The organism is Mesorhizobium sp. M1406 (assembly GCF_040317555.1).
Taxonomy (GTDB): domain Bacteria; phylum Pseudomonadota; class Alphaproteobacteria; order Rhizobiales; family Rhizobiaceae; genus Mesorhizobium.
The window spans coordinates 160,617-182,889 of record NZ_JAMYKW010000002.1; the positions used below are offsets into that span (position 1 = coordinate 160,617).

A 22,273-nucleotide genomic window follows, 5' to 3' on the forward strand; every position below is an offset into this window, starting at 1 on the left:
CGTTGCATATTAGCCGCACCTCTTCCACCTCATACGATTGTGACGTTTCGGCAACACTTTCTGAACAACCCCTGCGCTAGAAGTCAGCCAGAGGAAATTGCCCATTTCCCGCCATAAACCCGGCGCACCTCGATCCTGTCTCGGGATACGCGCCAAAAGGCTCGGCGATGGGGCAGGCCGCACCGCCCCGTTTCAAGGAAGATGTGGGGCAAGGAAGAGTATGGACGCCAAAGTCATTTCCAAGGCTAAGCTCCCCAGCCGCTATGTGACCGTCGGTCCGGCGCGTGCGCCGCACCGTTCCTATCTCTATGCGATGGGCTTGTCGGCGGCCGAGATCGCGCAGCCGCTGGTCGGGGTCGCATCCTGCTGGAACGAGGCGGCGCCCTGCAACATATCGCTGATGCGCCAGGCGCAGGTGGTCAAGAAGGGCGTCGCGGCCGCCAGCGGCACGCCGCGCGAATTCTGCACCATCACCGTCACCGACGGCATCGCCATGGGCCACCAGGGCATGAAGTCGTCGCTGGTGTCGCGCGAGGTCATCGCCGATTCAGTCGAACTCACCATGCGCGGCCATTGCTACGACGCGCTGGTCGGGCTGGCCGGCTGCGACAAGTCGCTGCCCGGCATGATGATGGCCATGGTGCGGCTCAACGTGCCGTCGATCTTCATTTATGGCGGTTCGATCCTGCCCGGCAGCTATCGCGGCCGCCAGATCACCGTGCAGGATGTGTTCGAGGCGGTCGGCCAGCACTCCGTCGGCACGATCGATGATGCCGAACTTCTCGAAATCGAGCAGGCGGCCTGTCCGTCGGCCGGCTCCTGCGGCGCCCAGTTCACCGCCAACACAATGGCCACCGTCGCCGAGGCGATCGGTCTGGCGCTGCCCTATTCCTGTGGCGCGCCGGCGCCCTACGAGATGCGCGACCGTTTCAATTTCGCCTCGGGCGAAAAGATCATGGAGCTGATCGCAAAAAACATCCGGCCGCGCGACATCGTCACGCTGAAGGCGCTGGAGAACGCGGCGACCGTGGTCTCGGCCACCGGTGGCTCGACCAACGCGGCACTCCACCTGCCGGCGATCGCGCACGAGGCTGGCATCAAGTTCGACCTGTTCGACGTGGCGAAGATCTTCGAGAAGACGCCTTACATCGCCGACCTCAAGCCGGGCGGCAAATATGTCGCCAAGGACATGTTCGAGGCAGGCGGCATCCCGCTGCTGATGAAGACACTGCTCGATCACGGTTATCTGCATGGCGACTGCCTTACCGTGACTGGCCGCACTTTGGCCGAAAATATGGAGCACGTTGCCTGGAATGAGCATCAGGATGTGGTCCGCCCGGCCAACAAACCTATTACCCAAACCGGCGGTGTCGTGGGCTTGAAGGGAAACCTTGCCCCCGAAGGCGCGATCGTGAAGGTCGCCGGCATGTCGGAGTTGAAGTTCTCCGGCCCGGCGCGCTGCTTCGATTCGGAAGAGGAATGTTTCGAGGCGGTGACGCATCGCAACTACAGGGAAGGCGAGGTTCTCGTCATTCGTTACGAAGGGCCGCGCGGCGGCCCCGGCATGCGCGAAATGCTGTCGACGACGGCAGCGCTCTACGGCCAGGGCATGGGCGGCAAGGTGGCGCTGATCACCGACGGGCGGTTCTCGGGCGCGACGCGCGGTTTCTGCATCGGCCATGTCGGGCCGGAGGCAGCGGTGGGTGGTCCGATCGGGCTGCTCCGGGATGGCGATTTGATCTCGATCGACGCGGTGAACGGCACGATCGAGGTGGCATTGTCCGATAGCGAACTGGCGGCGAGGGCAAAGACCTGGAAGGCGCGCACGACCGACTATCAGTCGGGCGCGATATGGAAATATGCACAGACGGTAGGGCCGGCGCGCGATGGCGCGGTGACCCATCCGGGCGGTGCGAAAGAAACACACTGCTATGCGGACATCTGAGTTGTTGAGGTCGTCTGTCTTTTCGGCACTGGTCGTGGCCGCTACTTTTGGCGCGACCTTTGGCGCCGTGGGCCAGGCCATGGCCTTCGACGACAAGGTGTTCGACGACAAGACCGGCGTGAAGCCGCAGTCCAGTCCTTGGGCCGTGTTCCAATTCGGCTTCTCCGCCTACAAGAACGGCCACAAGGAACAGGCCGCCGAGGCCTACAAATATGCCGCCGAAAACGGCCAGATCGGCGCCACCTGGAAGCTTGCCCGCATGTATGCCGAAGGCGACGGCGTGGCGCGCGACGACTATGAGGCGTTCAAGTTCTTCTCGGAGATCGTCGACCAGGATGTCGAGCCCGGCTCGCCCGAGGAAAGCTATGTCTCCGACGCGCTGGTGGCGCTTGGCGATTATCTGCGCAAGGGCATTCCCGGCAGCCCGGTGACCGAGAACGAGGTGGCGGCCCAGGAATATTACATGCGCGCCGCCGCCAATTACCGCAACCCGAACGCGCAGTTCGAGATGGGGCAGATGTTCCTGAAGGGCGAGGGCGGGGTGAAGGCCAGCGTCAAGCAGGCCGGGCGCTGGTTCCAGCTTGCCGCCGAGAAGGGCCATGCCGGTGCCCAGGCGACGCTGGGCCACCTGTTGTTCCAGAGCGGCAAGATCGTCCGCGGCCTGGCGATGATGACGGCGGCGCTCGAACGCGCTTCGCCGGCCGACCAGCCCTGGATACGCGGCATGCAGGAAGAGGCATTTGCCACCGCGGGCGAAGCCGACCGCCGCACCGCGATCTCGCTGGCCGATGACATCATCACCAAGGGCGGCAACGCGGACCAGTAGTTTCGCGCCAGCCTCACCAACAAAATCTTGATCAGTTCTCTGTCGGTTCCGTCGGCACCATGCTGGGCGCCGGCGTCGAGATCGGCGTGGGGTGTAGGTGCGGCGCCATCGTGTTTGCGGGGCAGCTGTCGCCGACCTTTGTCCACGAGGTGTTGTTGAGCACCATGTCGCAGCGGGCAAGATGGCTCTGGTCGCCAACCGTCAGGCAGGCGACCTGGCCGAGCTGATAGGATTTTCCATTGGCCAGGCATTCCTGATCGGCAAGTGCCGAGGCAGGAGCAGCCATGGCAAATGCCAGGCCGATCGGACAAAGATGAAATCGTATGGTCATGGAACCCCAGCCGCCATGCTGCCCCGCGATGAACTGCTCGAAATGTGGCGATATGAGGGTTTAGCCGTTGTCAGCTGGCCGCAGCGCAAGGTCGATCGCCACCGGTACGTGATCCGACGGCTTTTCCCAGGCGCGGACATGCTTTTCGATTGAGGCCGATGAGAACCGGTTGGCGGCTTCCGGCGACAGCAGCAGATGGTCGATGCGGATGCCGTTGTTCTTCTGCCAGGCGCCTGCCTGATAGTCCCAGAACGTATAGGTGTCGGGCGCGTCGGTGACCGCGCGCACCGCCTCGGTGAAGCCAAGGTTGAGCAGCCGGCGGAAGGCCTGCCGCGTCTGCGGCTGGAACAGCGCATCGCCCAGCCAGTTCTCCGGAAACCGCGCGTCGATCGGCTCGGGGATGACGTTGTAGTCGCCGGCCAGCACCAGCGCCTCTTCGAGCTTCAGGCGCTCTTCAGCCCAGCGCTCCAGCCGTGCCATCCAGGACAGTTTGTAAGGGAACTTCTTCTCGTCATCGATCGGGTTGCCGTTCGGCAGATAGAGCGAGGCGACGCGCAAGGCGCCCTTGTCGGTCGAGAAAACGCCTTCGATGAAACGCGCCTGTTCGTCGGCATCGTCGCCAGGCAGGCCTCTGACAACTTCGTCGAAGCGCAATTTCGACAGGATGGCGACACCATTGAAACCCTTCTGGCCATGGGTTTCGACATTGTAGCCGAGCGCCTCGATCTCGGCGCGCGGGAACTGCTCATCGACCGTCTTGATCTCCTGCAGGCAGGCGATATCGGGCGCGCTTTCGGTCAGCCAATGGGTCAGGTTGCCGATGCGGGCGCGCACGCCGTTGATGTTCCAGGTGACGATTTTCATGACGGTCCCGATGCTGCTCAGTTGGGCTCTTGCGGCGGATGGCGTTCGACGAGCCCGATCGTATTGCCAGCCGGGTCCTTTAGGAAGGCCATCCATTCGGTTTCCCCCGCCGGGCCGAACTGGCCCTCGCTGTCACGATGGACAAGCGTCGGCGTCGCGGTGAAGGGGACGCCGGCCGCCGCCGCCGAGGCGTGGAAATCGTCGAGGCCCGATATGTCGAGATAAACGGTTCCGGCCGGGATGCCGTCGGTGAACAACAGCCTGATATTGCCAGCCATGATGAATGCGATGCCCGGCGGATCGAAGCGCGCATGCAGGCTCATGCCCAGCACGTCGCGCCAAAAGGCCAGAGTTGCATCGAGGTCGCGGCCGGCCGACAGCGCGATCTGGCGGACCGCGCCGATGGCGGGCATTCTATATGGAAAAGCTCGTGCCGCAGCCGCAGGAGGCGACGGCATTCGGGTTCCTGATCTGGAACGACTGGCCCATCAAATCGTCGACGAAATCGATCACCGAGCCGCCCATATAAACCAGCGACAGGTCGTCGATCAGCACGGTGGCGCCATCCTTCTCGATGGCGACGTCATCGTCGTTGCGCGTATCGACCAGATCGAACTTGTAAGAAAAGCCCGAGCAACCGCCGCCTTCGACCGAAACGCGCAACGCCGTCTTGCCGGCCTCGCCCGAGACAATCTTCGCGATCCGCCTGGCGGCGGCCTCGGTCATGTCGACTTTCATGGCAGTCTTGGCATCCGCGCCCATGGGCGTCACCTTGCTTTCGGTTTCACATGATAGGTATGAAGCGCGAGGGGCCAAGTCAACCAGGCCAAATCATCTGGACCAAGTCAACCGCGGCGGCATCAGCCATGACCAATGAGTTCGGCGACATCGGATTCGGCTATCGGCCACGCGCCGCCTATGCCTGCGATCCGGCAAAGTCGCGCGGACGGCTATTCGACGAGGTGGAAAGCCCAACCCGTACGCCGTTCCAGCGTGATCGCGACCGCATCATCCATTCGACGGCCTTCCGCCGGCTCAAGCACAAGACGCAGGTCTTCATCGCACACGAAGGCGACCATTACCGCACCCGGCTGACCCATTCGATCGAAGTGGCGCAGATCGCGCGCGCCCTGGCACGGGCGCTGCGCGGCGACGAGGATCTCGCCGAGGCGGTGGCGCTGGTGCATGATTTCGGCCACACGCCCTTCGGCCACACCGGCGAGGATGCGCTGAACGAGAAGATGGCCGCCTGGGGCGGCTTCGACCACAACGCGCAATCGCTGCGCATCGTGACAAGGCTGGAGGCGCGCTACGCCGAATTCGACGGGCTCAACCTGACCTGGGAAACGCTGGAAGGTCTGGTCAAGCACAATGGACCGCTGACGGACGCCAGCGGTCAAGGTCTGAAAGGGCCGGTGCCGCAGGCGATCCGTGATTATTCGCAGCTGCACGACCTCGAACTGGACCGGTTTGCCGGCATCGAGGCGCAATGCGCGGCGATCGCCGACGACATCGCCTACAACAACCATGACATCGACGACGGGTTGAGGGCAGGGTTGCTGACGCTGGACATGCTGGAAATGGTTTCGCTGCCCGGAACCATTCTGAAAGGCGTGCGCGGACGCTATCCCTCCCTCGACGACGTGCGCACCGGCCATGAACTGATGCGGCGGCAGATCACCGCCATGGTCGAGGATGTCATCGTCTCCACCACTGCCAATCTGGAGCGCATCAGGCCGCAGAACGCCGATGCGGTGAGAGCGGCCGGCGAGACGATGGTGACTTTCTCGGCCGAAATGGCCGCCTTCGAGAAAGAACTGAAGGCCTTTCTTTACAAGCATCTCTATCGGCACGCGGAAGTCATGCGGGTGCGCGCGGACGCCGAGCAAATCGTCAAGGATCTGTTCGACGCCTATTTCGCTGATCCGCGCGCCATGCCGGACGGCTGGCGCGAGGGGCTGGATCGGGCCGACGATCGCATCAAGGCGCGCAGCGTCACCGACTTCCTGGCGGGTATGACCGATACCTATGCGCTCAAGGAACACCGGCGTTTGTTTGACCATACGCCTGAATTGAGCTAGGGCGGGCTCGATTTTGCCGGCCAACGAGCCGGATTCCCTGTAAAGCCACCAGAGCCAGTCCCATGAACATCTTCGCCGATTTCACCGCGCGAATCATAAAAGCTGTCGAAGCGCTTGATTTGAAAGACAGTAACGGCGTTTCGCCAGATCTGTCGCGCATTGCCGTCGAGCCGCCGCGCGACGCCAGCCATGGCGACCTGGCGACCAACGCGGCGATGGTGCTGGCCAAGCCGACCAGCCAGAATCCGCGCGCGCTGGCCGAAAGACTGGCGCAGGCGCTGCGTGAGGACAAGGATGTCGCCGCCACCGAAGTGGCCGGTCCTGGTTTCGTCAATCTCAGGCTAAAGGACGGTTTCTGGCAGACACATCTGACCGCACTGCTTGGCGAGGGCCGCAACTATGGGCGCTCGACGGTTGGTGGTGGCCGGAAAACCAATGTCGAATACGTCTCGGCCAATCCGACGGGGCCGATGCATGTCGGCCATTGCAGGGGTGCCGTGGTCGGCGACGCGCTGGCCAACCTGATGGCCTTCGCCGGCTACGACGTGACCAAGGAATATGTCATCAACGATGCCGGCTCGCAGATCGACGTGCTCGGCCGCTCGGTCATGCTGCGCTACCGGGAGGCGCTTGGCGATGACATCGGCGAGATTCCGGCCGGGCTTTACCCCGGCGATTATCTCGTCCCTGTCGGTCAGGCGCTGGCCAAGGAGTTCGGCCGCTCGCTCCTGCAGATGCAGGACGACGAGGCGCTCGCCATCGTCAAGGACCGCACCATCGATGCGATGATGGCCATGATCCGCGAGGATCTGGCGATGCTCAACGTGCATCACGACGTGTTCTTCTCCGAGCGCACACTGCATGCCGACAATGCCAGGAAGATCCGCTCGGCGATCAACGATCTGACGCTGAAAGGCCATATCTACAAGGGCAAGCTGCCGCCGCCCAAGGGCGAAAAGCCCGAAGACTGGGAGGACCGCGAGCAGACGCTGTTCCGTTCGACCGCGGTCGGCGACGACATGGACCGGGCGCTGGTCAAGTCCGATGGCTCATTCACCTATTTCGCCGCCGACGTCGCCTATCTCAAGGACAAGGTCGATCGGGGCTTCGTCGACCTGATCTATGTGCTCGGCGCCGACCATGGCGGTTATGTCAAGCGGCTGGAAGCGCTGGCGCGGGCCATCGCAGGGGACGAGGTGAAGCTCACCGTGCTGCTTTGCCAATTGGTGAAACTGTTTCGCGACGGCGAGCCGGTGCGCATGTCGAAGCGGTCCGGCGATTTCGTGACGTTGCGCGAAGTGGTGGAAGAGGTCGGCCGCGACGCGATCCGCTTCATGATGCTCTACCGCAAGAACGATGCGCCGTTGGATTTCGATTTCGCCAAGGTGACCGAGCAGTCCAAGGACAACCCGGTGTTCTATGTGCAGTATGCCTCGGCGCGCTGCCATTCGGTGTTCCGGCAGGCGAGCGAGCAATTGGGTGAAGCCAATTTCGACCGCCACAGCCTGGCGTCCGCCGTGGCTTTGCTGACCGACGAGGGCGAGATTGGCCTGATCCGCAAGCTTGCTGAATATCCCCGCCTGATCGAGTCCGCGGCACTTGCGCTCGAGCCGCACCGGCTGGCATTTTACCTCTATGATCTGGCTTCCAGCTTCCATGGACACTGGAACCGTGGCACGGATAATCCGGACTTACGTTTTGTTAAGGTTAACGACCGACAATTGACGCATGCCAGACTAGGGCTGGTGCAGGCTGTTTCGGACGTCTTGACGTCCGGCCTGACGTTGATCGGAGCCGCCGCGCCCACCGAAATGCGTTAGGTTTGACTAAATAACCTGTCACCTTTTGCCCACATTGCGCTGGTAAGGGCCAACCCTACGCGACGTCCATGGCGTCCGAATGAGTGCGAGTTCGGGAACAATAATGGCAGACAGAACCCAGCTGAGAGTATCCGACAACAACGACATCACTGACGATGATCCGTTCGCGGAACTGACCAGGATCATGGGGTTCGACCCGCGCCAGCCGGTCAAACCGCAGTCGCCCGCGCAGCCGAAAGCCCCAGCCGCCGATCACGTGGCGGAGGAGGGCGATTTCGATATCGATCTCGAGAAGGAAATGATGGGCGAGTTCGGCGCTGACGACAGCGACGCCGCTCCGGTTGCCGAGGCTCATGAGCCGACTTTCGAGCATGAGCCTGCGTTCGAAACGGCTGATGCCGGCGCAATGGACGATGACGAGCTTTTGGTGTCGCTCGACGACGATTTCCATCTGGACATGACTGATGTCGACGACCACGCCGTCGGCGCCAGCGATACGGCCGCCGCCGAAACCGCGCCGTCTGTCGAGCCGGCTTTCGACGCTGATTTCGACAATGCCGTCGCCAGTTCGCTTGAGGATTTCTCGCCCTTCGAGGACGACCAGCCGATGGCGGACGAGCTTGCCGCGTCGCTCGACCAGGACGTCCGGATCGATGAGGAGGCCGAAGAGGCCCCGCACGCTGTTGCCGTTGCCGACGCGCCTGCTGTCGAGACGGCCGCCTCGGATCATGAATTCGACGATGCGGTCGCGATCTCGCTCGAAGACGAGCTGATGCTCGACGACCATTCGGTGGCGGAACAGGCCTACACGGCTGCCGATCCCGCCGACCATCCCATGCCGGAGCAGGCGGCCGCGCGTGATGGCCAAGCCTCCGACGAGAATTTTGCCTCCGACGAGAATTTCGCCGGCCACTTCGACGACTCCATGGCCGATGTCGACATGGATTTTGACGTTCGCGCTGATGAGCCGGTCGTATCCGAGGAGCCGGAAGCGCATGATATGCTCGCCGATAGCGCGGATGCGAAGGGCGAGACTCCCAGCCCTGAAGCTGCGTCGGATGAAGCGGCGTCGGATGATGCTTTCGACCTGAACTTCGACGACAAGTTTGCCGAAACAGTCGAAGAGCCGGTCGCCGAAATCGCCGCCGCCGCGGTCCAGCCGGCGGCACCAGAAGCCAATGTCGCACCCGCGGTGCAAGCCCCGATCGCGGACGAACGAAGCCTGGAAGACGAGTTGAATGCGCTGCTGGGTGCCATGACCGCGCGCACGACGCCCCTGGCCAAAGTGGAGCCAGTCATGGCTCAGCCGGCTGACGCCGCTCAGTCGCACGTCGTCGAGACCGCGGAGACCACCGAGGAACCGGCCGATCTTGTCGGCGACCTCGACTGGGATCTTGAAGAACCCGCGCCTGATCAGCCCCAGCACCTTGGCACCGCCCAGGCAGCCGATGCGGATGTCGACGATCTTCTGCCTGATAAACTTGAGGATCCGGGCTCGGACGTCGCCGGACATGGCGATGTCGATTTCGACAATGATGCGTTCGACGCGGCTTTGGCCAAAAGCCTGGATCCGCGTGGTGATGCGTCCGCTTCCCGGGACAATTCGGCGGATTCTCTCGATTGGCTGGCGGAGCGTTCCACGCCGCCCGAGCCAGCCCGTTCGTGGAGCCGCGTGACGCCGGTTCCGCAGCAGCCGTCATTTAGCGCTCAGTCTGCGTTTAGCGCTCAGCCGGTCGCTTCGATGGCGTCCGTGGCCGCAGCGCCGGCAGTCGCCGCGGTGACGTCCTACCGTTCGGCCGAGCCGGCCGAGACCGTCGCCCCTGTATCCGCGCCGCCATCGCGCCAGTCCGCTCAATACGAAGACATGCCCGATGTCGAGACGGTCGATGTGCCCGAGCGTGTCGTGGCGCTGGCGGACGATCTCGATATTCCAGAACTGCACTTCGAGGAAGATCAGCCGGCGACGTCTGGCTATGACGATCTCGACGCCGAGTTCTCCAGCCTTCTCTCCGAGATGAACGCGGTGGAGGTCGCTGCCGCTCCCACAAGCAACGCGGCCGGCGCGTCTTACGATGATGACTCCTACGCCGCTGGCTTCAAACCGGGCTATGACAGCGTCAAGCCGGGCTATGACAGGGTCAAGCCGGGCTATGACGGGGTCAAGCCGGGCTATGAGCCGGAAGCCCGGACCTATGCGGCGCGGCCGATGGAAGTGTCTGCCCGCGCGGCGGCGCCAACGGGTTATGCCGATGCCGCCGACGGCTTCGATCTCGACAGTCTGCCCGGCAACCAGCCGGTTTCACAGGCGGACGATTTCACCGTCGATGAACTCGACTACGATCCTGAACACGATGAGGCGATGGCTGTTCCGGGCCTCGGCGAGCGTGAGGCAGCGAGGCCTTCGCGCGGGCGTGGCCTGTTCATCGCCGCGATTGTCGGTGCGGTGGCGGTCGCAGGCGGCCTCGGTGCCTTTGCGCTGACTTTCGGCGGCAAGGGCGGCAGCGAGGCGCCGGTGATCGTCAAGGCCGACAACGCGCCGATCAAGGTCAAGCCGGAGAATCCGGGTGGGGCCGTGGTGCCGAACCAGGACAACAAGGTCTACGACGCGGTCAGGGGCGCGAAGCCCGCCGAGCCGGTCCAGGAAAAGCTGGTCACCAACACCGAAGAACCGGTGGACGTGCAGGCGAAGGACCCGGCCCGCGCCGTCGATCTTTCTCCGGACCAGAACGCAGCCGCCGCGGCCGCTGCTGGAACCGGTGACGGCAACGCCGCGCCGACCGCCGGCGCCGCTTCGGCCGACAACACAGCACCCGCGCCCAAGTCCGAGGATCGCATCGCACAGGTGCTGCAGGAAGCCGACAAGGGCACCAATGCCGATGTCGTCGCCGTTGCGCCGCGCAAGGTGAGGACCATGGTGGTCAAGTCGGACGGTTCGCTGGTGCCGCGTGAGGATCCGGCGCCCGCCGCCGCCCCGCAGATGGCCGCCGCGGAGCCGGTCGATCCGGCGCCGCAGCATGTTGCCCCGTCGGGGCAGGCTGACGCGGACCAGACCGGCACAGTGGCGCCCGCCGCCGCCCCGGCGAACGACGAGCCGGCTCTCAAACCGGTGGCTGCAGCCAAGCCCAAGGCCGAGGCCAAGGCGCAGTCGGCCAACACGCCGGCCAAGGTTCCGCTCGCGCCGCAGCGCCCGTCCGACCAGCCGGTCGATGTCGTCGGCGAGGTCAAGCCCGATCAGGTTGCGTCCATCGATCCGGCATCGACCGCGACCGGCGGTGGTTCGTGGTCGATGCAGATCGCTTCACAGCCGACGGTCGAAAGCGCCCAGTCCAGCTATCAGGATCTGCAGCGCCGCTATGGCAGCGTGCTCGCCGGCCGTACCGCCAACATCGTCAAGGCCGAGATCGCCGGCAAGGGCACGTTCTACCGTGTGCGTGTGCCAGCGCAGTCGCGCAACGATGCGATCAATTTGTGCACCAGCTACAAGGCCGCCGGCGGCAACTGCTTCGTCTCGCGCTAGAGCCAACCAATCAAAAGCCGGCGCGGTCACCGCGCCGGCTTTTTTCATGGGGAAAGCAGATCTGGCGTTTGACCGCTTGTGATCCGGATGATTCCCTTTGATCGCGCGAAGCTTTAGACTTCTGATATGACCGAATCAAAATCCATGATCCTCGGCTGTGCCGGGAAATCGCTCACCCGCGAAGAAATCAATTTCTATCGCAATGAATGCCCATGGGCCTTCATCCTGTTTGCGCGCAACATCGGCGAGACCGAACAGATCCGCGATCTGGTCGCCGAGATGCGCGACTGTATCGGGCGTCCGGACGCGCTTGTGTTCATCGACCAGGAGGGTGGACGTGTGCAACGCCTGCGGCCGCCCCTGGCGCCGAACTATCCGGCCGGCGGCGCGCTCGGCGCGCTGTGGCGCGACGACCATGATGCCGGCGCCCGCGCGGCCTGGCTGATGGCGCGGCTGCATGCCTTCGATCTGCTGCGTTATGGCATCACCGCCGATTGCCTGCCGGTGCTCGACGTGCCGATCGAAGGCGCCAGCGACGTTATTGGCGCGCGTGCCTATGGCAAAGACCCGCGACCGGTGATTGAACTCGGCCGCGCCGCCGCGGAAGGGCTGATGTCGGGCGGGGTACTGCCCGTCATGAAGCACATTCCGGGCCACGGGCGCGCCTTTGCCGACACGCATTTCGAGTTGCCTGTCGTCAATGCCTCGCTCAGCGATCTACAGCGGCATGATTTCGCCCCGTTTCGGGAGCTCAACCATCTGCCGATGGCGATGACGGCGCATGTCGTCTACAGCGCGATAGACCCCAACAACCCGGCGACCACTTCCGGCAAGGTCATCGACGAGATCATTCGGCGCGAGATCGGCTTCGACGGGCTGCTGATGAGCGACGACACGTCGATGAAGGCACTTTCTGGGGATTTCCCGACAAAGGCGGCCTCGATCCTTGCGGCGGGCTGCGATCTGGTCCTTCACTGCAACGGCGTTTTCGAGGAGATGGCCGGCATTGCATCGCGGACCACGGGGCTCGAGGGCACGTCGCTGGAGCGCGCAAAGCGGGCGCTGACCTATATTAAGAACCGCGACGCGGTGGAAGAAACCGAGATACGCGCTGAATTCGCCACCTATTTCGATGCGGTGGCTTAACAAAGGGAAGTGAGAGGAAGTGGCGGAAACATTGGAAAGCAAGGCCGCGAAGGCCGCACCGATGGACCGTCTGTGGGCCGAGAATGACGATTCACGCGTCACCGGCGACCCGTCGCTGGTGGTCGACGTGGCCGGCTTCGAAGGCCCGCTCGATCTTCTGCTGCATCTGGCTCGCACCCAGAAGGTCGATCTGGCGCGCATTTCGATCCTGGCGCTGGTCGAGCAATATCTGACCTTTGTCGAGACGGCGAGGGCGCTCAGGCTCGAGCTTGCCGCCGACTATCTGGTGATGGCGGCGTGGCTGGCCTTCCTCAAATCGAAGCTTCTGATCCCCAAGCAGCCGGGCGACGAAGGCGAAAGCGGCGAGGAACTGGCGGCGGTGCTGCAGTTCCGGCTGAAGCGGCTGGAGGCCATGCGCGACGCTTCGGCGCGCCTGGTCAACCGCAATCGGCTCGGCCGTGACGTGTTCGCGCGCGGCATGCCGGAAATGGTCATCGTCGAAAAGCGCAACGCCTATTCAGCCTCGCTCTACGATCTGCTCACTGCCTATGCCCAGCAACGGCAGAAGCAGGCGATCAGCAATGTGACGATCGCCAGGCGCGGTGTCTGGTCGCTCAAGGACGCGCGCGATATCCTGACCCGTCTGGTTGGGGCTCTCCACGACTGGGCAACGCTGGAAAGCTTTCTGATCGTGTACATGACCAGCCCCGAGGAGCGGCGCACGGCGATCGCCAGCTCTTTCGCGGCCACGCTGGAACTGGTGCGCGAAGGCACGATGGACATGCGGCAGGACGAAGTCTTCGCGCCGATCTATCTGCGCGGCCGCGCACAGGCAATCAAGGCAGTCGAGGTGGCATCATGAGCGAACGCGCCAACGCTTCGGTTATCCCTTTCAAGGTCGGCGATGAACCCGAAGAGGAGTCGCTTTCCCGGGATCCGGCCGAGCAACAAATGCAGAATCCGGCCGAACGGCTGCATCTGGCGGAAGCGGTACGCATGGCCGAGGCTATCGTGTTCGCCAGTGCCGAGCCCGTCAGCGAAAACCAACTTGCGGCGCGGCTGCCGGACGGCATCAGTATCGCCCTGGCCATGACCGAGCTGCAGCAGATCTACGCGCGGCGCGGCGTCAATCTGGTGCGTGTCGGCGATGCCTGGGCATTCCGCACGGCCGGCGATCTGGCTTTCCTGATGAGCCGGGATACTGTCCAGCAAAGGAAGCTTTCCCGTGCGGCGCTCGAAGTGCTGGCGATCATCGCCTATCACCAGCCGATGACGCGCGCCGAGATCGAGGACATCCGAGGCGTCGAAACCTCGAAAGGCACGCTCGACACGCTGCTGGAAACGGAATGGGTGCGCATGCGCGGCCGGCGCAAAACGCCGGGGCGCCCTGTCACCTACGGCACCACCGACACCTTCCTCGACCATTTCGCGCTGGAGGAGATCCGCGATCTTCCCGGCATGGAGGAACTGAAGGGGGCCGGACTGCTTTCGGGCCGCATGCCGTCGAATTTCGCCATTCCGGTTCCTCCGTCCGATCCTGATGCGTTGACCGACGACGAGGATGCGCTGACCGACATCGATCTTGAGGAACTCGGCCTGCTGACGCCGCGCGTCACGGAAGATTGACTGGCATTGGCCGCCGATCTGTCGAGGATGCGCGGATTCGTAGCGGGCCATCGCGTTGAAAATGCGTGACATCCGCCACCCTTTCATAAACTCTGTCGCAGTTGTGTTTGAATCCCAACGCGAAAACGCATAGATCATCGCCAGGGAAAACATTCGAGAGAGATTTGTTATGGGTTCATTTTCGATTTGGCACTGGATGATCGTGCTGGTGATCGTGCTGCTGGTGTTCGGCCGCGGCAAGATTCCCGAGCTGATGGGCGACATGGCCAAGGGCATCAAGAGCTTCAAGAAGGGCATGGCCGACGACGAAGTTGCCGAAGACAAGCGCACCGTCGAACATCGCGCCGACGAGACCGTTGCGGCCGCGAAGGAAAAAGCCAGCAAGAGCTGAGCCACGGGTTCTAGTCGGAACAAAGTGCCATGTTTGAAGTCGGCTGGACCGAAATGCTGGTCATCGCGATCGTCATGATCGTGGTCGTCGGACCCAAGGATTTGCCCAATATGCTGCGCACCTTCGGCCGCACGACGGCGAAGCTGCGCGCCATGGCGTCCGATTTCCAGAAACAGTTCAACGAAGCGCTGAAGGAAGCCGAGCTCGACGACGTCAAGAAGTCGGTCGACGAGCTCAGGGGCCTCAGCCCGATGGCCGAGATCAGGAAGCAGCTCAATCCGTTCGAACAGGCCGCGGCCGACGTTCGCTCCGGCGTCGACGCGGCGATGAAGCCGAAGCCGGCGGCCGATCCGGCAACGCCAGCCGCTTCGACCCCGCTGGTCGCCGAGCCGTTGAAGAACGGTGCAACGACCATGCCTGGCGTCAATGGGCCGGAAGCAGTACCGGCAGCGCCGATTTTCCCGGCAATGACCGATGAATCGGTGGTGACGGCGTCAGTGCCGCCAGAACCAGTTGCGGCGCCGAAGGCGTCCGCGACAAAGAAATTAGCCAAGCCTGCGCCGGCAAAGGCGATGCCGGTGGTAAAAGCGCAGGCGAAGGCTTCGGCAAATGGTGCAAAGGTTTCTGCGCCGGCGAAAGCGGAGATCGCCAAGGCAACGCCTCTGCCCAAGGTGCCGGCGAAGCCCGCGACCGCGGCACAGGCTGAAACGCCCAAAGCCGCGAAGCCCGTTGCGGCCAAGGCGATCGCGACCAAGACCGTGGCGAAAGCCGATCCGAAGCCTGCTCCGGCGAAGAAGCCGGCGGCCAAGAAGACGGCGGGAGCCGCCAAGTGAGCGTTTCGGACAAGGAAAAGGACGAGATCGAGAAATCGTCGGCGCCGCTGATGGAGCATTTGATCGAGTTGCGCCGGAGGCTGATCTGGTCGATCGGCGGCTTCTTCGTCGCCTTTCTCGTTTGCTTCTTCTTCGCCAAGAAGCTGTTCAACCTTCTGGTGATCCCGTTCAAATGGGCGACGAAGTGGGCCGGGCTCGATCCGCACAAGGTCGAGCTGATCTACACCGCTCCGCAGGAATTCTTCTTCACCCAGGTGAAGCTCGCCATGTTCGGCGGCATGGTGATCGCCTTTCCGCTGATCGCCACGCAGATCTACAAGTTCATCGCGCCAGGCCTCTACAAGAACGAGCGCAACGCCTTCCTGCCGTTCCTGATCGCGTCGCCCATCCTGTTCCTGATGGGCGCGTCGCTGGTCTATTTCTTCTTCACGCCGATGGTGATGTGGTTCTTCCTCGCCATGCAACAGGCCGGCACCGACGATCAGGTGCAGATCTCGCTGCTGCCGAAAGTGTCGGAATATCTCAGCCTGATCATGACGCTGATCTTCTCCTTCGGCCTGGTGTTCCAGCTGCCGGTGGTGACCAGCCTGATGACGCGCGTCGGCATGCTGTCATCCAAGGGGCTGGCCGAGAAGCGCAAATGGGCGATCGTCATCGCCTTTGTCGTCGCTGCCGTGCTGACGCCACCCGATCCGATGAGCCAGATCGGCCTCGCCCTTCCGACCATCCTTCTCTACGAGGTCTCCATCTGGGCTGCTCGATTGATCGAGCGCGATCAGGAAAAGCAGCGCGTGGCGCGCGAGAAGAGGGACGCGGCGGAAACCGTGGCGGACAAAGCACCGGACGAGCCTCCGGCGCCTGCCGCCTCGTAACACCGGGCTGCGTGGAAAACGGCAGCCGCGGCCTAGCCTCATCTTGCATCGATCAAGGATGCGGTTTACGCCCTCTGGCTGAAACGCATCGCTATCAAGCGATGCGTTTCAGTTTTGTTTTGAGCGTGTCGTTGTCCCAAAACCGCTGCGCACTTTGGGCGACATGCTCCCTGAGGACGGATGAACCATGCTTGACATCAAATGGATTCGCGACAACCCGAAGGCCCTTGTCGAGGCGCTGGTCAAGCGCTCGTGGTCGGCGGGTGAGGCGCAGTCCACGGTCGACGGGCTGATTGCCTCGGACGAGGCGCGGCGCGAACACGTCACCGAGCTGCAGACCAGGCAGGAGCGCCGCAACGCCGCCTCGAAGGAGATCGGCAACGCCATGCGTTCGGGCGACGCGGCACTTGCCGAGAAGCTGAAAGCCGAGGTCGGCGAGATCAAAATCTTCATCCAGAACGGCGAGGCGCGCGAGCGCGAGCTCGACAAGGCGCTGACCGATGCGCTGGCGGTGCTGCCCAATGTGCCGTTCGATGACGTGCCTGTCGGCAAGGACGAGCACGACAATGTGGTGAAGCACATCGTCGGCAAGGTGCCGACGCGTCCGAATTGGGTGAAGGAGCATTTCGAGATCGGCGAAGCGCTTGGCATGATGGATTTCGAGCGGGCGGCGAAGCTGTCAGGCTCGCGTTTCACCGTGCTGAAGAGGGGTCTGGCGCGGATGGAACGCGCGCTCGGCCAGTTCATGCTCGACCTGCACACGACCGAGCATGGCTATGAGGAAATCCAGCCACCGCTGATGGTGCGCGACCATGCGATGTTTGGCACCGGACAGCTGCCAAAATTTAAAGAGGATTTGTTTCGTGCTTCGATCAATGATCTGCCTCGATTTTGGAAAGAGTATGAGGACGCTCGCAACGAGCAGTTTGAGGATTTCAGAAACAGCAAAGCCAGCCTCGACAGAATAAAAACTGAAGGGATGGCAAGGCAACGCAAATGGATGAACGACTTTGAAAGTGGGAGGTTTGCTGAGAATTTCTACCTCATCCCCACCGCCGAAGTCCCGCTCACCAATCTTGTGCGCGAGGAGATCACCGCGCATGAAAAACTGCCGCTGCGCTACACCGCGCTGACGCCGTGCTTCCGTTCGGAAGCGGGCTCGGCCGGGCGCGACACGCGCGGCATGCTGCGCCAGCACCAGTTCTACAAGGTCGAGCTGGTGTCGATCACCGATCAGGAATCATCGCTCGCCGAGCACGAGCGGATGACGCAATGCGCCGAGGAAGTGCTGAAGCGGCTCGGCCTGCCGTTCCGCACCATGACGCTGTGCACCGGCGACATGGGCTTTGGCGCGCGCAAGACCTACGACATCGAGGTCTGGCTGCCAGGCCAGAACGCCTATCGCGAAATCTCGTCCTGCTCGGTGTGCGGCGATTTCCAGGCGCGCCGCATGGACGCCCGCTACAAGGACAAGGACGGCAAGGGCAACCGCTTCGTCCACACGCTCAACGGTTCGGGCACCGCGGTTGGGCGCGCGCTCATAGCCGTCATCGAAAACTACCAGAACGAGGATGGCAGCGTAACCATTCCTGAAGTGCTGCGACGTTACATGGGCGGTCTGGAAAAGATCGAATCGAAATAATGCGCATCCTCCTGACCAATGACGACGGCATTCATGCCGAGGGCCTGGCGTCGCTAGAACGCGTCGCGCGCACGCTGTCCGACGATGTCTGGGTGGTGGCGCCGGAGCAGGACCAGTCGGGCTACGCGCATTCGCTGTCGATCTCGGAACCGCTGCGGCTGCGCAAGATCGGCGAGAAGCACTTTGCCGTGCGCGGCACGCCGACCGATTGCGTCATCATGGGCGTCAAGAAGATCCTGCCCGGCGCACCCGACCTGATCCTGTCCGGCATCAATTCCGGCGCCAACATCGCCGACGACGTCACCTATTCCGGCACCGTCGCCGGCGCCATGGAAGGCGCGCTGCTCGGCATCCGCTCGATCGCACTCAGCCAGGGCTACAGCTATGTCGGCGAGGATCGCGTCGTCCCTTATGAGACGACCGAAGCGCTGGCGCCGGCATTGCTGAAGAAGCTGGTCGCAACGCCGCTGCCGGACGGCGTTTTGCTCAACGTCAATTTTCCGAACTGCCTACCCGAAGAGGTCGCCGGGACGGTGGTCACATCGCAAGGCAAGTTGGTGCACAGCCTGTGGGTCGACGAGCGCCGCGACGGGCGCGGCCTGCCTTATTACTGGCTGCGTTTCGGCCGCGAGCCGGTCGAAGGCAAGCAAGGCACCGACCTTTACGCTCTCCGCAACAGGCTGGTGTCGGTGACGCCATTGCAGCTCGACCTCACCGCGCATGAAATCCGCGACCAACTGAGCAAGGCGCTTGCATGAACCAGGGGATCGATGACCGCGAAGGCTTTGCCGCCTTTCTGCTGCGCCTGCGCGGCCGGGGGACGGTGCCGAAGGCATTGATCGCGGCCTTCGAGGCAACGCCGCGGCGCGGCTTCCTGGCGGCCCAATTCCATCAGGTCGCCTGGTCGGACCGCATGCTGCCGATCGAATGCGGCGAGGCGATCGAAGGCGCCGACATGCAGGCGGCGGTGATCGCCGCACTCGCCATCGAGCAGGGCAATCGCGTGCTCGAGATCGGGACCGGCTCCGGCTATACCTCGGCGGTGATGTCGCGGCTGGCGGCGCGGGTCGTCACCACCGATCGCTACAAGACGCTCGTCGAGCAGGCCAGGCAGCGCTTCGAGGCGCTCGGTATCGGCAATGTCATCGTGCGGCACGCCGATGGTTCCGGTGGGCTGCCGAATGAAGGGCCGTTCGATCGCATCGTCGCATGGGCGGCCTTCGACAGCCTGCCGCGCTTCCTGCTCGACCAATTGTCGAGCGGCGGCATCGTCATCGCCCCGATCGGACCCGAAGAGGGCGAGCAGGTGCTGGCCAAGCTGACCAAGGTCGGCAGCCGGTTCGAGCGTGAGGACATCGGCCTTGTCCGCTTGCAGCCTATCCTGCGCAGCGTGGCCGCCGTCATCTAGGGGCGCTGATATTCAAGGTGGTGCCGGTCTGCAAACGGCAGCGTCCTGCGCAAAAGTACGCTCCGCTCCGGTTCTCGGAACCCAGCGTTTTCGACTCGGCCTGACCTGAATCTCAACACCGCTCCGCGCCTTGTAATATTTTAAGAAAAATTGCGTCGAATTCCATGGGGTTAACCGTCGAGTAACATTAACGCGCTTTAATCATGCCTAGTTTGTACCGGGTATGTGCGGGTTAGTGCGATGCAACTCAGTGTTTTGAAGACAAACGGACGCAACCTGCTGCGAGGTTGCGCTGTCCTCATGGTCGCCGGTGCTGCGGCGGGGTGCAGTTCCCAGGTTTCGCGATTCAATGGCGTCGACGACGTCTTTACATCCTCGACCAACAATCAGCGCACCATCATCAACAAGCAGGATGCCGTGCAGCAGCCCTATCCGGGTGATGTCGCGGCCGCTCCCATCGATGGCAGCCACACACAGTCGGTCAGCCGCTCCAGCCTCGATCCGGTTTCGACGCGGCCATTGCCGCCGCCCGTTGCCCAGGCGCAGCCGGCTCCCGCACTGGCGCCCGCCGCGAAGCCGATGCGCACCGCTTTGGCTCCGGCACCGCATGTCGACAGGACCACGACCGGCACCGTCGCTCCGGCCGCATCGCCCTTCAAGGTTGCCCAGCCCGATGAACCCCGCGTGGCGCCCTCTGGTAAGCCGCATGCAACCGAGATTGTCGTTCGGGACGGCGAAACGATCGGCGGCCTGGCGCAACGTTACAAGGTGCCGTCCGACGTGATCATGAAGGTCAACGGGCTGAGCGCGACCAAGGGGCTGAAGATCGGCCAGAAGCTGATCATCCCGGCCTATGCCTATTCGAGCAAGGGCGAGCCGAAAGTCGCCGATGCCAAGCCGGCTAAAGACGGCAAGCATGACCTGCCGGCCACGGCACCCGAAAAGGTCGCGGTGCTGCCGCAGCAGCCGAAGCTGAAGGAGGGCAAGTCCGCCGCTCAGGTCGACACCTCAGCCGCCGCAAACCAGCCCAAGGAGCCCAAGCCGCAGATTGCCGCGGCCAAGGCGACCAACGCGGCTGGGACCTACACGGTCCAGTCGGGCGATACGCTTTCGTCGATTGCCAGGAAGACCGGCGTCGGCGTCGTTGCGATCAAGCAGGCGAACGGCATGCAGGATGGATTGCTCAAGATCGGCCAGACCTTGAAGGTGCCGGCCGGTGGGACCGCGACCGTCGCCAGCGCCAAGCCGGCCAAGATCGATCCGGTGACCACGGCCACCACCCAGCCCGCCACAAAGGCCACGCCGTCGGACACGCTGGCGTCCTACACGCCGCCGAAGAAAGATTCGAAAGTCATCCAGCAGGCCGAGGACGACGATGCCGTCGCGCCTGACGCCACCGGCATCGGCAAGATGCGCTGGCCGGTGCGCGGCCGCGTGATTTCCGGGTTCGGGTCGGGCAAAGACGGCGTCGACATCGCCGTGCCGGCGGGCACACCGGTCAAGGCGGCCGAGAATGGCGTCGTCATCTATGCCGGCGATGGCCTCAAGGAATTCGGCAACACGGTGCTGGTGCGCCACGAGAATGGCCTGGTCACCGTCTACGGCCACGCCAGCTCGATCGAGGTGCAGCGCGGCCAGAAGGTCAAGCGCGGCCAGGAAATCGCGCTGTCGGGCATGAGCGGAACGACGGACTCGCCGAAGCTGCACTTCGAAGTGCGCAAGAATTCGGCCCCGGTCGATCCCTCCGGCTATCTCGAATAGTCGGGGGCTATCTCGAATAGAAGAAAAAAAGCAATTTGCGGGACGTCTGACCTCCAGTCCGCCCGCCGGCTCAGCCCGCTCCGCAAGGGGCGGGCTTTTTCAGTTGGTTGCGGGCAGATCAATCCTTGAGCGGCTTGCCGAGCCGTCCGGCCAGGTCCTGGGTGAACTGCCAGGCGACTCGGCCCGAGCGGCTGCCGCGTGTCGTTGCCCATTCCAGCGCCTCAGTGCGCAACTGCTCGGGATTCATGTCCAAGCCATGATGGCGGACATAGCCGTCGATCATGTCGAGATACTCGTCCTGCGAACATTTGTGGAAGCCGAGCCACAGGCCGAAACGGTCGGACAGCGAGACCTTTTCCTCGACCGCCTCGGACGGGTTGATGGCGGTCGAGCGCTCATTGTCGATCATGTCACGCGGCAACAGGTGCCGGCGGTTCGAGGTGGCGTAGAAGATCACATTGGCCGGGCGGCCCTCGACGCCGCCTTCGAGCGCTGCCTTCAGCGACTTGTAGGAGGTGTCATCGTGGTCGAAGGAGAGGTCGTCGCAAAACAGGATGAAGCGGAAGGGGGCCGCCTTCAGCAAGCCCATCAGCTTCGGCAGCGTGTCGATGTCCTCACGGTGGATTTCGATCAGCTTCAACGGCAGGTCGGACTTGGCCTTGGCGTTGATCTCCGCATGCACGGCCTTGACCAGCGACGATTTGCCCATGCCACGCGCGCCCCACAACAACACGTTGTTGGCTGGATAGCCGGCGGCGAAGCGTTCGGTGTTGTCGACGAGGATGTCGCGGACACGGTCGACGCCACGGATCAGGCCGATGTCGACGCGGTTGACCTTGCGCACCGGCTCCAGATAGCCCGGATCGGCCTGCCAGACGAAGCAATCGGCCTCGCCGAGGTCGGTTTGGGGCACCGGCGGTGCGGCGAGGCGGCTCACCGCCTCGATCAGCCGGTCGAGTTTCTGGTTCAAGGCTTCAATGCTGCTGTCGGTCATGTCGGTCTTTTGTTTTCTCGTTTTTGACGTGCGGGAGCGTGAGCCTGCCCGATTGCGTCGGGTTCGAAATCGGTTGCAACCTTTTGTTCGAGCGGGATCTTTTCGCAAAACCGGCTCGCGCTTTTCGCGATCATGCTCTAACACGGCTCAACAGGCCGGAAAAGCAGCCGATTTGGCTGGCCGCGCAGTTGCATTGACAACTTTACCGACTATATT

19 protein-coding genes and 2 pseudogenes are annotated in these 22,273 nt (G+C 63.2%); 16 read left to right on the forward strand and 5 right to left on the reverse strand.

Going from position 1 to position 22,273, the window contains the following annotated elements; genetic code table 11:
• Positions 1-220 precede the first annotated feature (220 nt).
• Together ilvD and NKH03_RS03290 are read left to right on the forward strand one after the other, a co-directional pair.
• Entirely contained in the window at positions 221-1,945 is a 1,725-nt protein-coding gene (ilvD, locus tag NKH03_RS03285; protein WP_352882973.1) for a dihydroxy-acid dehydratase, read from the forward strand.
• On the forward strand, positions 1,932-2,771 hold the full coding sequence (locus tag NKH03_RS03290) for a tetratricopeptide repeat protein (RefSeq protein ID WP_352882971.1): 840 nt from the start codon (positions 1,932-1,934) through the stop codon (positions 2,769-2,771). The genes ilvD and NKH03_RS03290 overlap by 14 nt, the downstream gene beginning before the upstream one ends.
• 31 nt (positions 2,772-2,802) lie before the next feature.
• On the opposite strand, the gene NKH03_RS03295 is transcribed toward NKH03_RS03290, so the two are convergent.
• The 4 genes from NKH03_RS03295 to erpA are packed head-to-tail and all read right to left on the reverse strand — an operon-like array spanning position 2,803 to position 4,728.
• On the reverse strand, positions 2,803-3,102 hold the full coding sequence (locus NKH03_RS03295; RefSeq protein ID WP_352871276.1) for a hypothetical protein: 300 nt from the start codon (positions 3,100-3,102) through the stop codon (positions 2,803-2,805).
• A 60-nt stretch (positions 3,103-3,162) separates the two neighbouring features.
• Positions 3,163-3,966 (reverse strand): exodeoxyribonuclease III, encoded by an 804-nt coding sequence (xth, locus tag NKH03_RS03300; protein ID WP_352871275.1) that lies wholly within the window; start codon positions 3,964-3,966, stop codon positions 3,163-3,165.
• Positions 3,967-3,983: 17 nt separating this feature from the next.
• Positions 3,984-4,379: a VOC family protein gene (locus tag NKH03_RS03305; protein ID WP_352967100.1), complete on the reverse strand. Its 396-nt coding sequence runs from the start codon at positions 4,377-4,379 to the stop codon at positions 3,984-3,986.
• A gap of 1 nt (position 4,380) precedes the next feature.
• Entirely contained in the window at positions 4,381-4,728 is a 348-nt protein-coding gene (erpA, locus tag NKH03_RS03310) for an iron-sulfur cluster insertion protein ErpA (RefSeq protein ID WP_027024881.1), read from the reverse strand.
• Positions 4,729-4,832: 104 nt separating this feature from the next.
• On the opposite strand from erpA, the gene NKH03_RS03315 reads away from it, so the two are divergent.
• The 14 genes and pseudogenes from NKH03_RS03315 (at position 4,833) to NKH03_RS03380 (ending at position 21,063) form a co-directional block, all read left to right on the forward strand.
• Positions 4,833-6,047, forward strand: a complete 1,215-nt coding sequence (locus NKH03_RS03315; RefSeq protein WP_352967101.1) for a deoxyguanosinetriphosphate triphosphohydrolase — start codon at positions 4,833-4,835, stop codon at positions 6,045-6,047.
• Between the two features lie 62 nt (positions 6,048-6,109).
• A complete protein-coding gene (argS, locus tag NKH03_RS03320) occupies positions 6,110-7,867 on the forward strand; it encodes an arginine--tRNA ligase (protein ID WP_352967102.1) in 1,758 nt (585 codons plus the stop codon).
• Between the two features lie 103 nt (positions 7,868-7,970).
• On the forward strand, positions 7,971-11,384 hold the full coding sequence (locus NKH03_RS03325) for an SPOR domain-containing protein (protein ID WP_352967104.1): 3,414 nt from the start codon (positions 7,971-7,973) through the stop codon (positions 11,382-11,384).
• 126 nt (positions 11,385-11,510) lie between these two features.
• A complete protein-coding gene (gene nagZ / locus NKH03_RS03330) occupies positions 11,511-12,530 on the forward strand; it encodes a beta-N-acetylhexosaminidase (RefSeq protein WP_352871269.1) in 1,020 nt (339 codons plus the stop codon).
• Positions 12,531-12,591: 61 nt separating this feature from the next.
• On the forward strand, positions 12,592-13,392 hold the full coding sequence (locus NKH03_RS03335; RefSeq protein WP_352871320.1) for a segregation and condensation protein A: 801 nt from the start codon (positions 12,592-12,594) through the stop codon (positions 13,390-13,392).
• Complete coding sequence (scpB, locus tag NKH03_RS03340; RefSeq protein ID WP_352967105.1) at positions 13,389-14,156, forward strand: SMC-Scp complex subunit ScpB; 768 nt, start codon at positions 13,389-13,391, stop codon at positions 14,154-14,156. The genes NKH03_RS03335 and scpB overlap by 4 nt, the downstream gene beginning before the upstream one ends.
• 169 nt (positions 14,157-14,325) lie before the next feature.
• Positions 14,326-14,547: a twin-arginine translocase TatA/TatE family subunit gene (locus tag NKH03_RS03345; protein WP_352967106.1), complete on the forward strand. Its 222-nt coding sequence runs from the start codon at positions 14,326-14,328 to the stop codon at positions 14,545-14,547.
• A 29-nt stretch (positions 14,548-14,576) separates the two neighbouring features.
• Complete coding sequence (gene tatB / locus NKH03_RS03350; protein WP_352967108.1) at positions 14,577-15,380, forward strand: Sec-independent protein translocase protein TatB; 804 nt, start codon at positions 14,577-14,579, stop codon at positions 15,378-15,380.
• On the forward strand, positions 15,377-16,252 hold the full coding sequence (gene tatC / locus NKH03_RS03355; protein WP_352871263.1) for a twin-arginine translocase subunit TatC: 876 nt from the start codon (positions 15,377-15,379) through the stop codon (positions 16,250-16,252). The genes tatB and tatC overlap by 4 nt, the downstream gene beginning before the upstream one ends.
• A gap of 187 nt (positions 16,253-16,439) precedes the next feature.
• Positions 16,440-17,120, forward strand: a pseudogene (locus tag NKH03_RS03360) (serine--tRNA ligase); the annotation flags it as partial.
• 102 nt (positions 17,121-17,222) lie between these two features.
• Positions 17,223-17,894, forward strand: a pseudogene (serS, locus tag NKH03_RS03365) (serine--tRNA ligase); the annotation flags it as partial.
• A complete protein-coding gene (gene surE / locus NKH03_RS03370; RefSeq protein ID WP_352655206.1) occupies positions 17,894-18,652 on the forward strand; it encodes a 5'/3'-nucleotidase SurE in 759 nt (252 codons plus the stop codon). The pseudogene serS and the gene surE, both read left to right, overlap by 1 nt.
• A complete protein-coding gene (locus NKH03_RS03375; RefSeq protein ID WP_352967109.1) occupies positions 18,649-19,302 on the forward strand; it encodes a protein-L-isoaspartate(D-aspartate) O-methyltransferase in 654 nt (217 codons plus the stop codon). The genes surE and NKH03_RS03375 overlap by 4 nt, the downstream gene beginning before the upstream one ends.
• A 240-nt stretch (positions 19,303-19,542) precedes the next feature.
• A complete protein-coding gene (locus tag NKH03_RS03380; RefSeq protein ID WP_352967110.1) occupies positions 19,543-21,063 on the forward strand; it encodes a peptidoglycan DD-metalloendopeptidase family protein in 1,521 nt (506 codons plus the stop codon).
• A 118-nt stretch (positions 21,064-21,181) separates the two neighbouring features.
• Here NKH03_RS03380 and NKH03_RS03385 read toward each other — a convergent pair whose 3' ends face one another.
• A complete protein-coding gene (locus tag NKH03_RS03385) occupies positions 21,182-22,057 on the reverse strand; it encodes an ATP-binding protein (RefSeq protein WP_352967111.1) in 876 nt (291 codons plus the stop codon).
• Positions 22,058-22,273 lie beyond the last annotated feature (216 nt).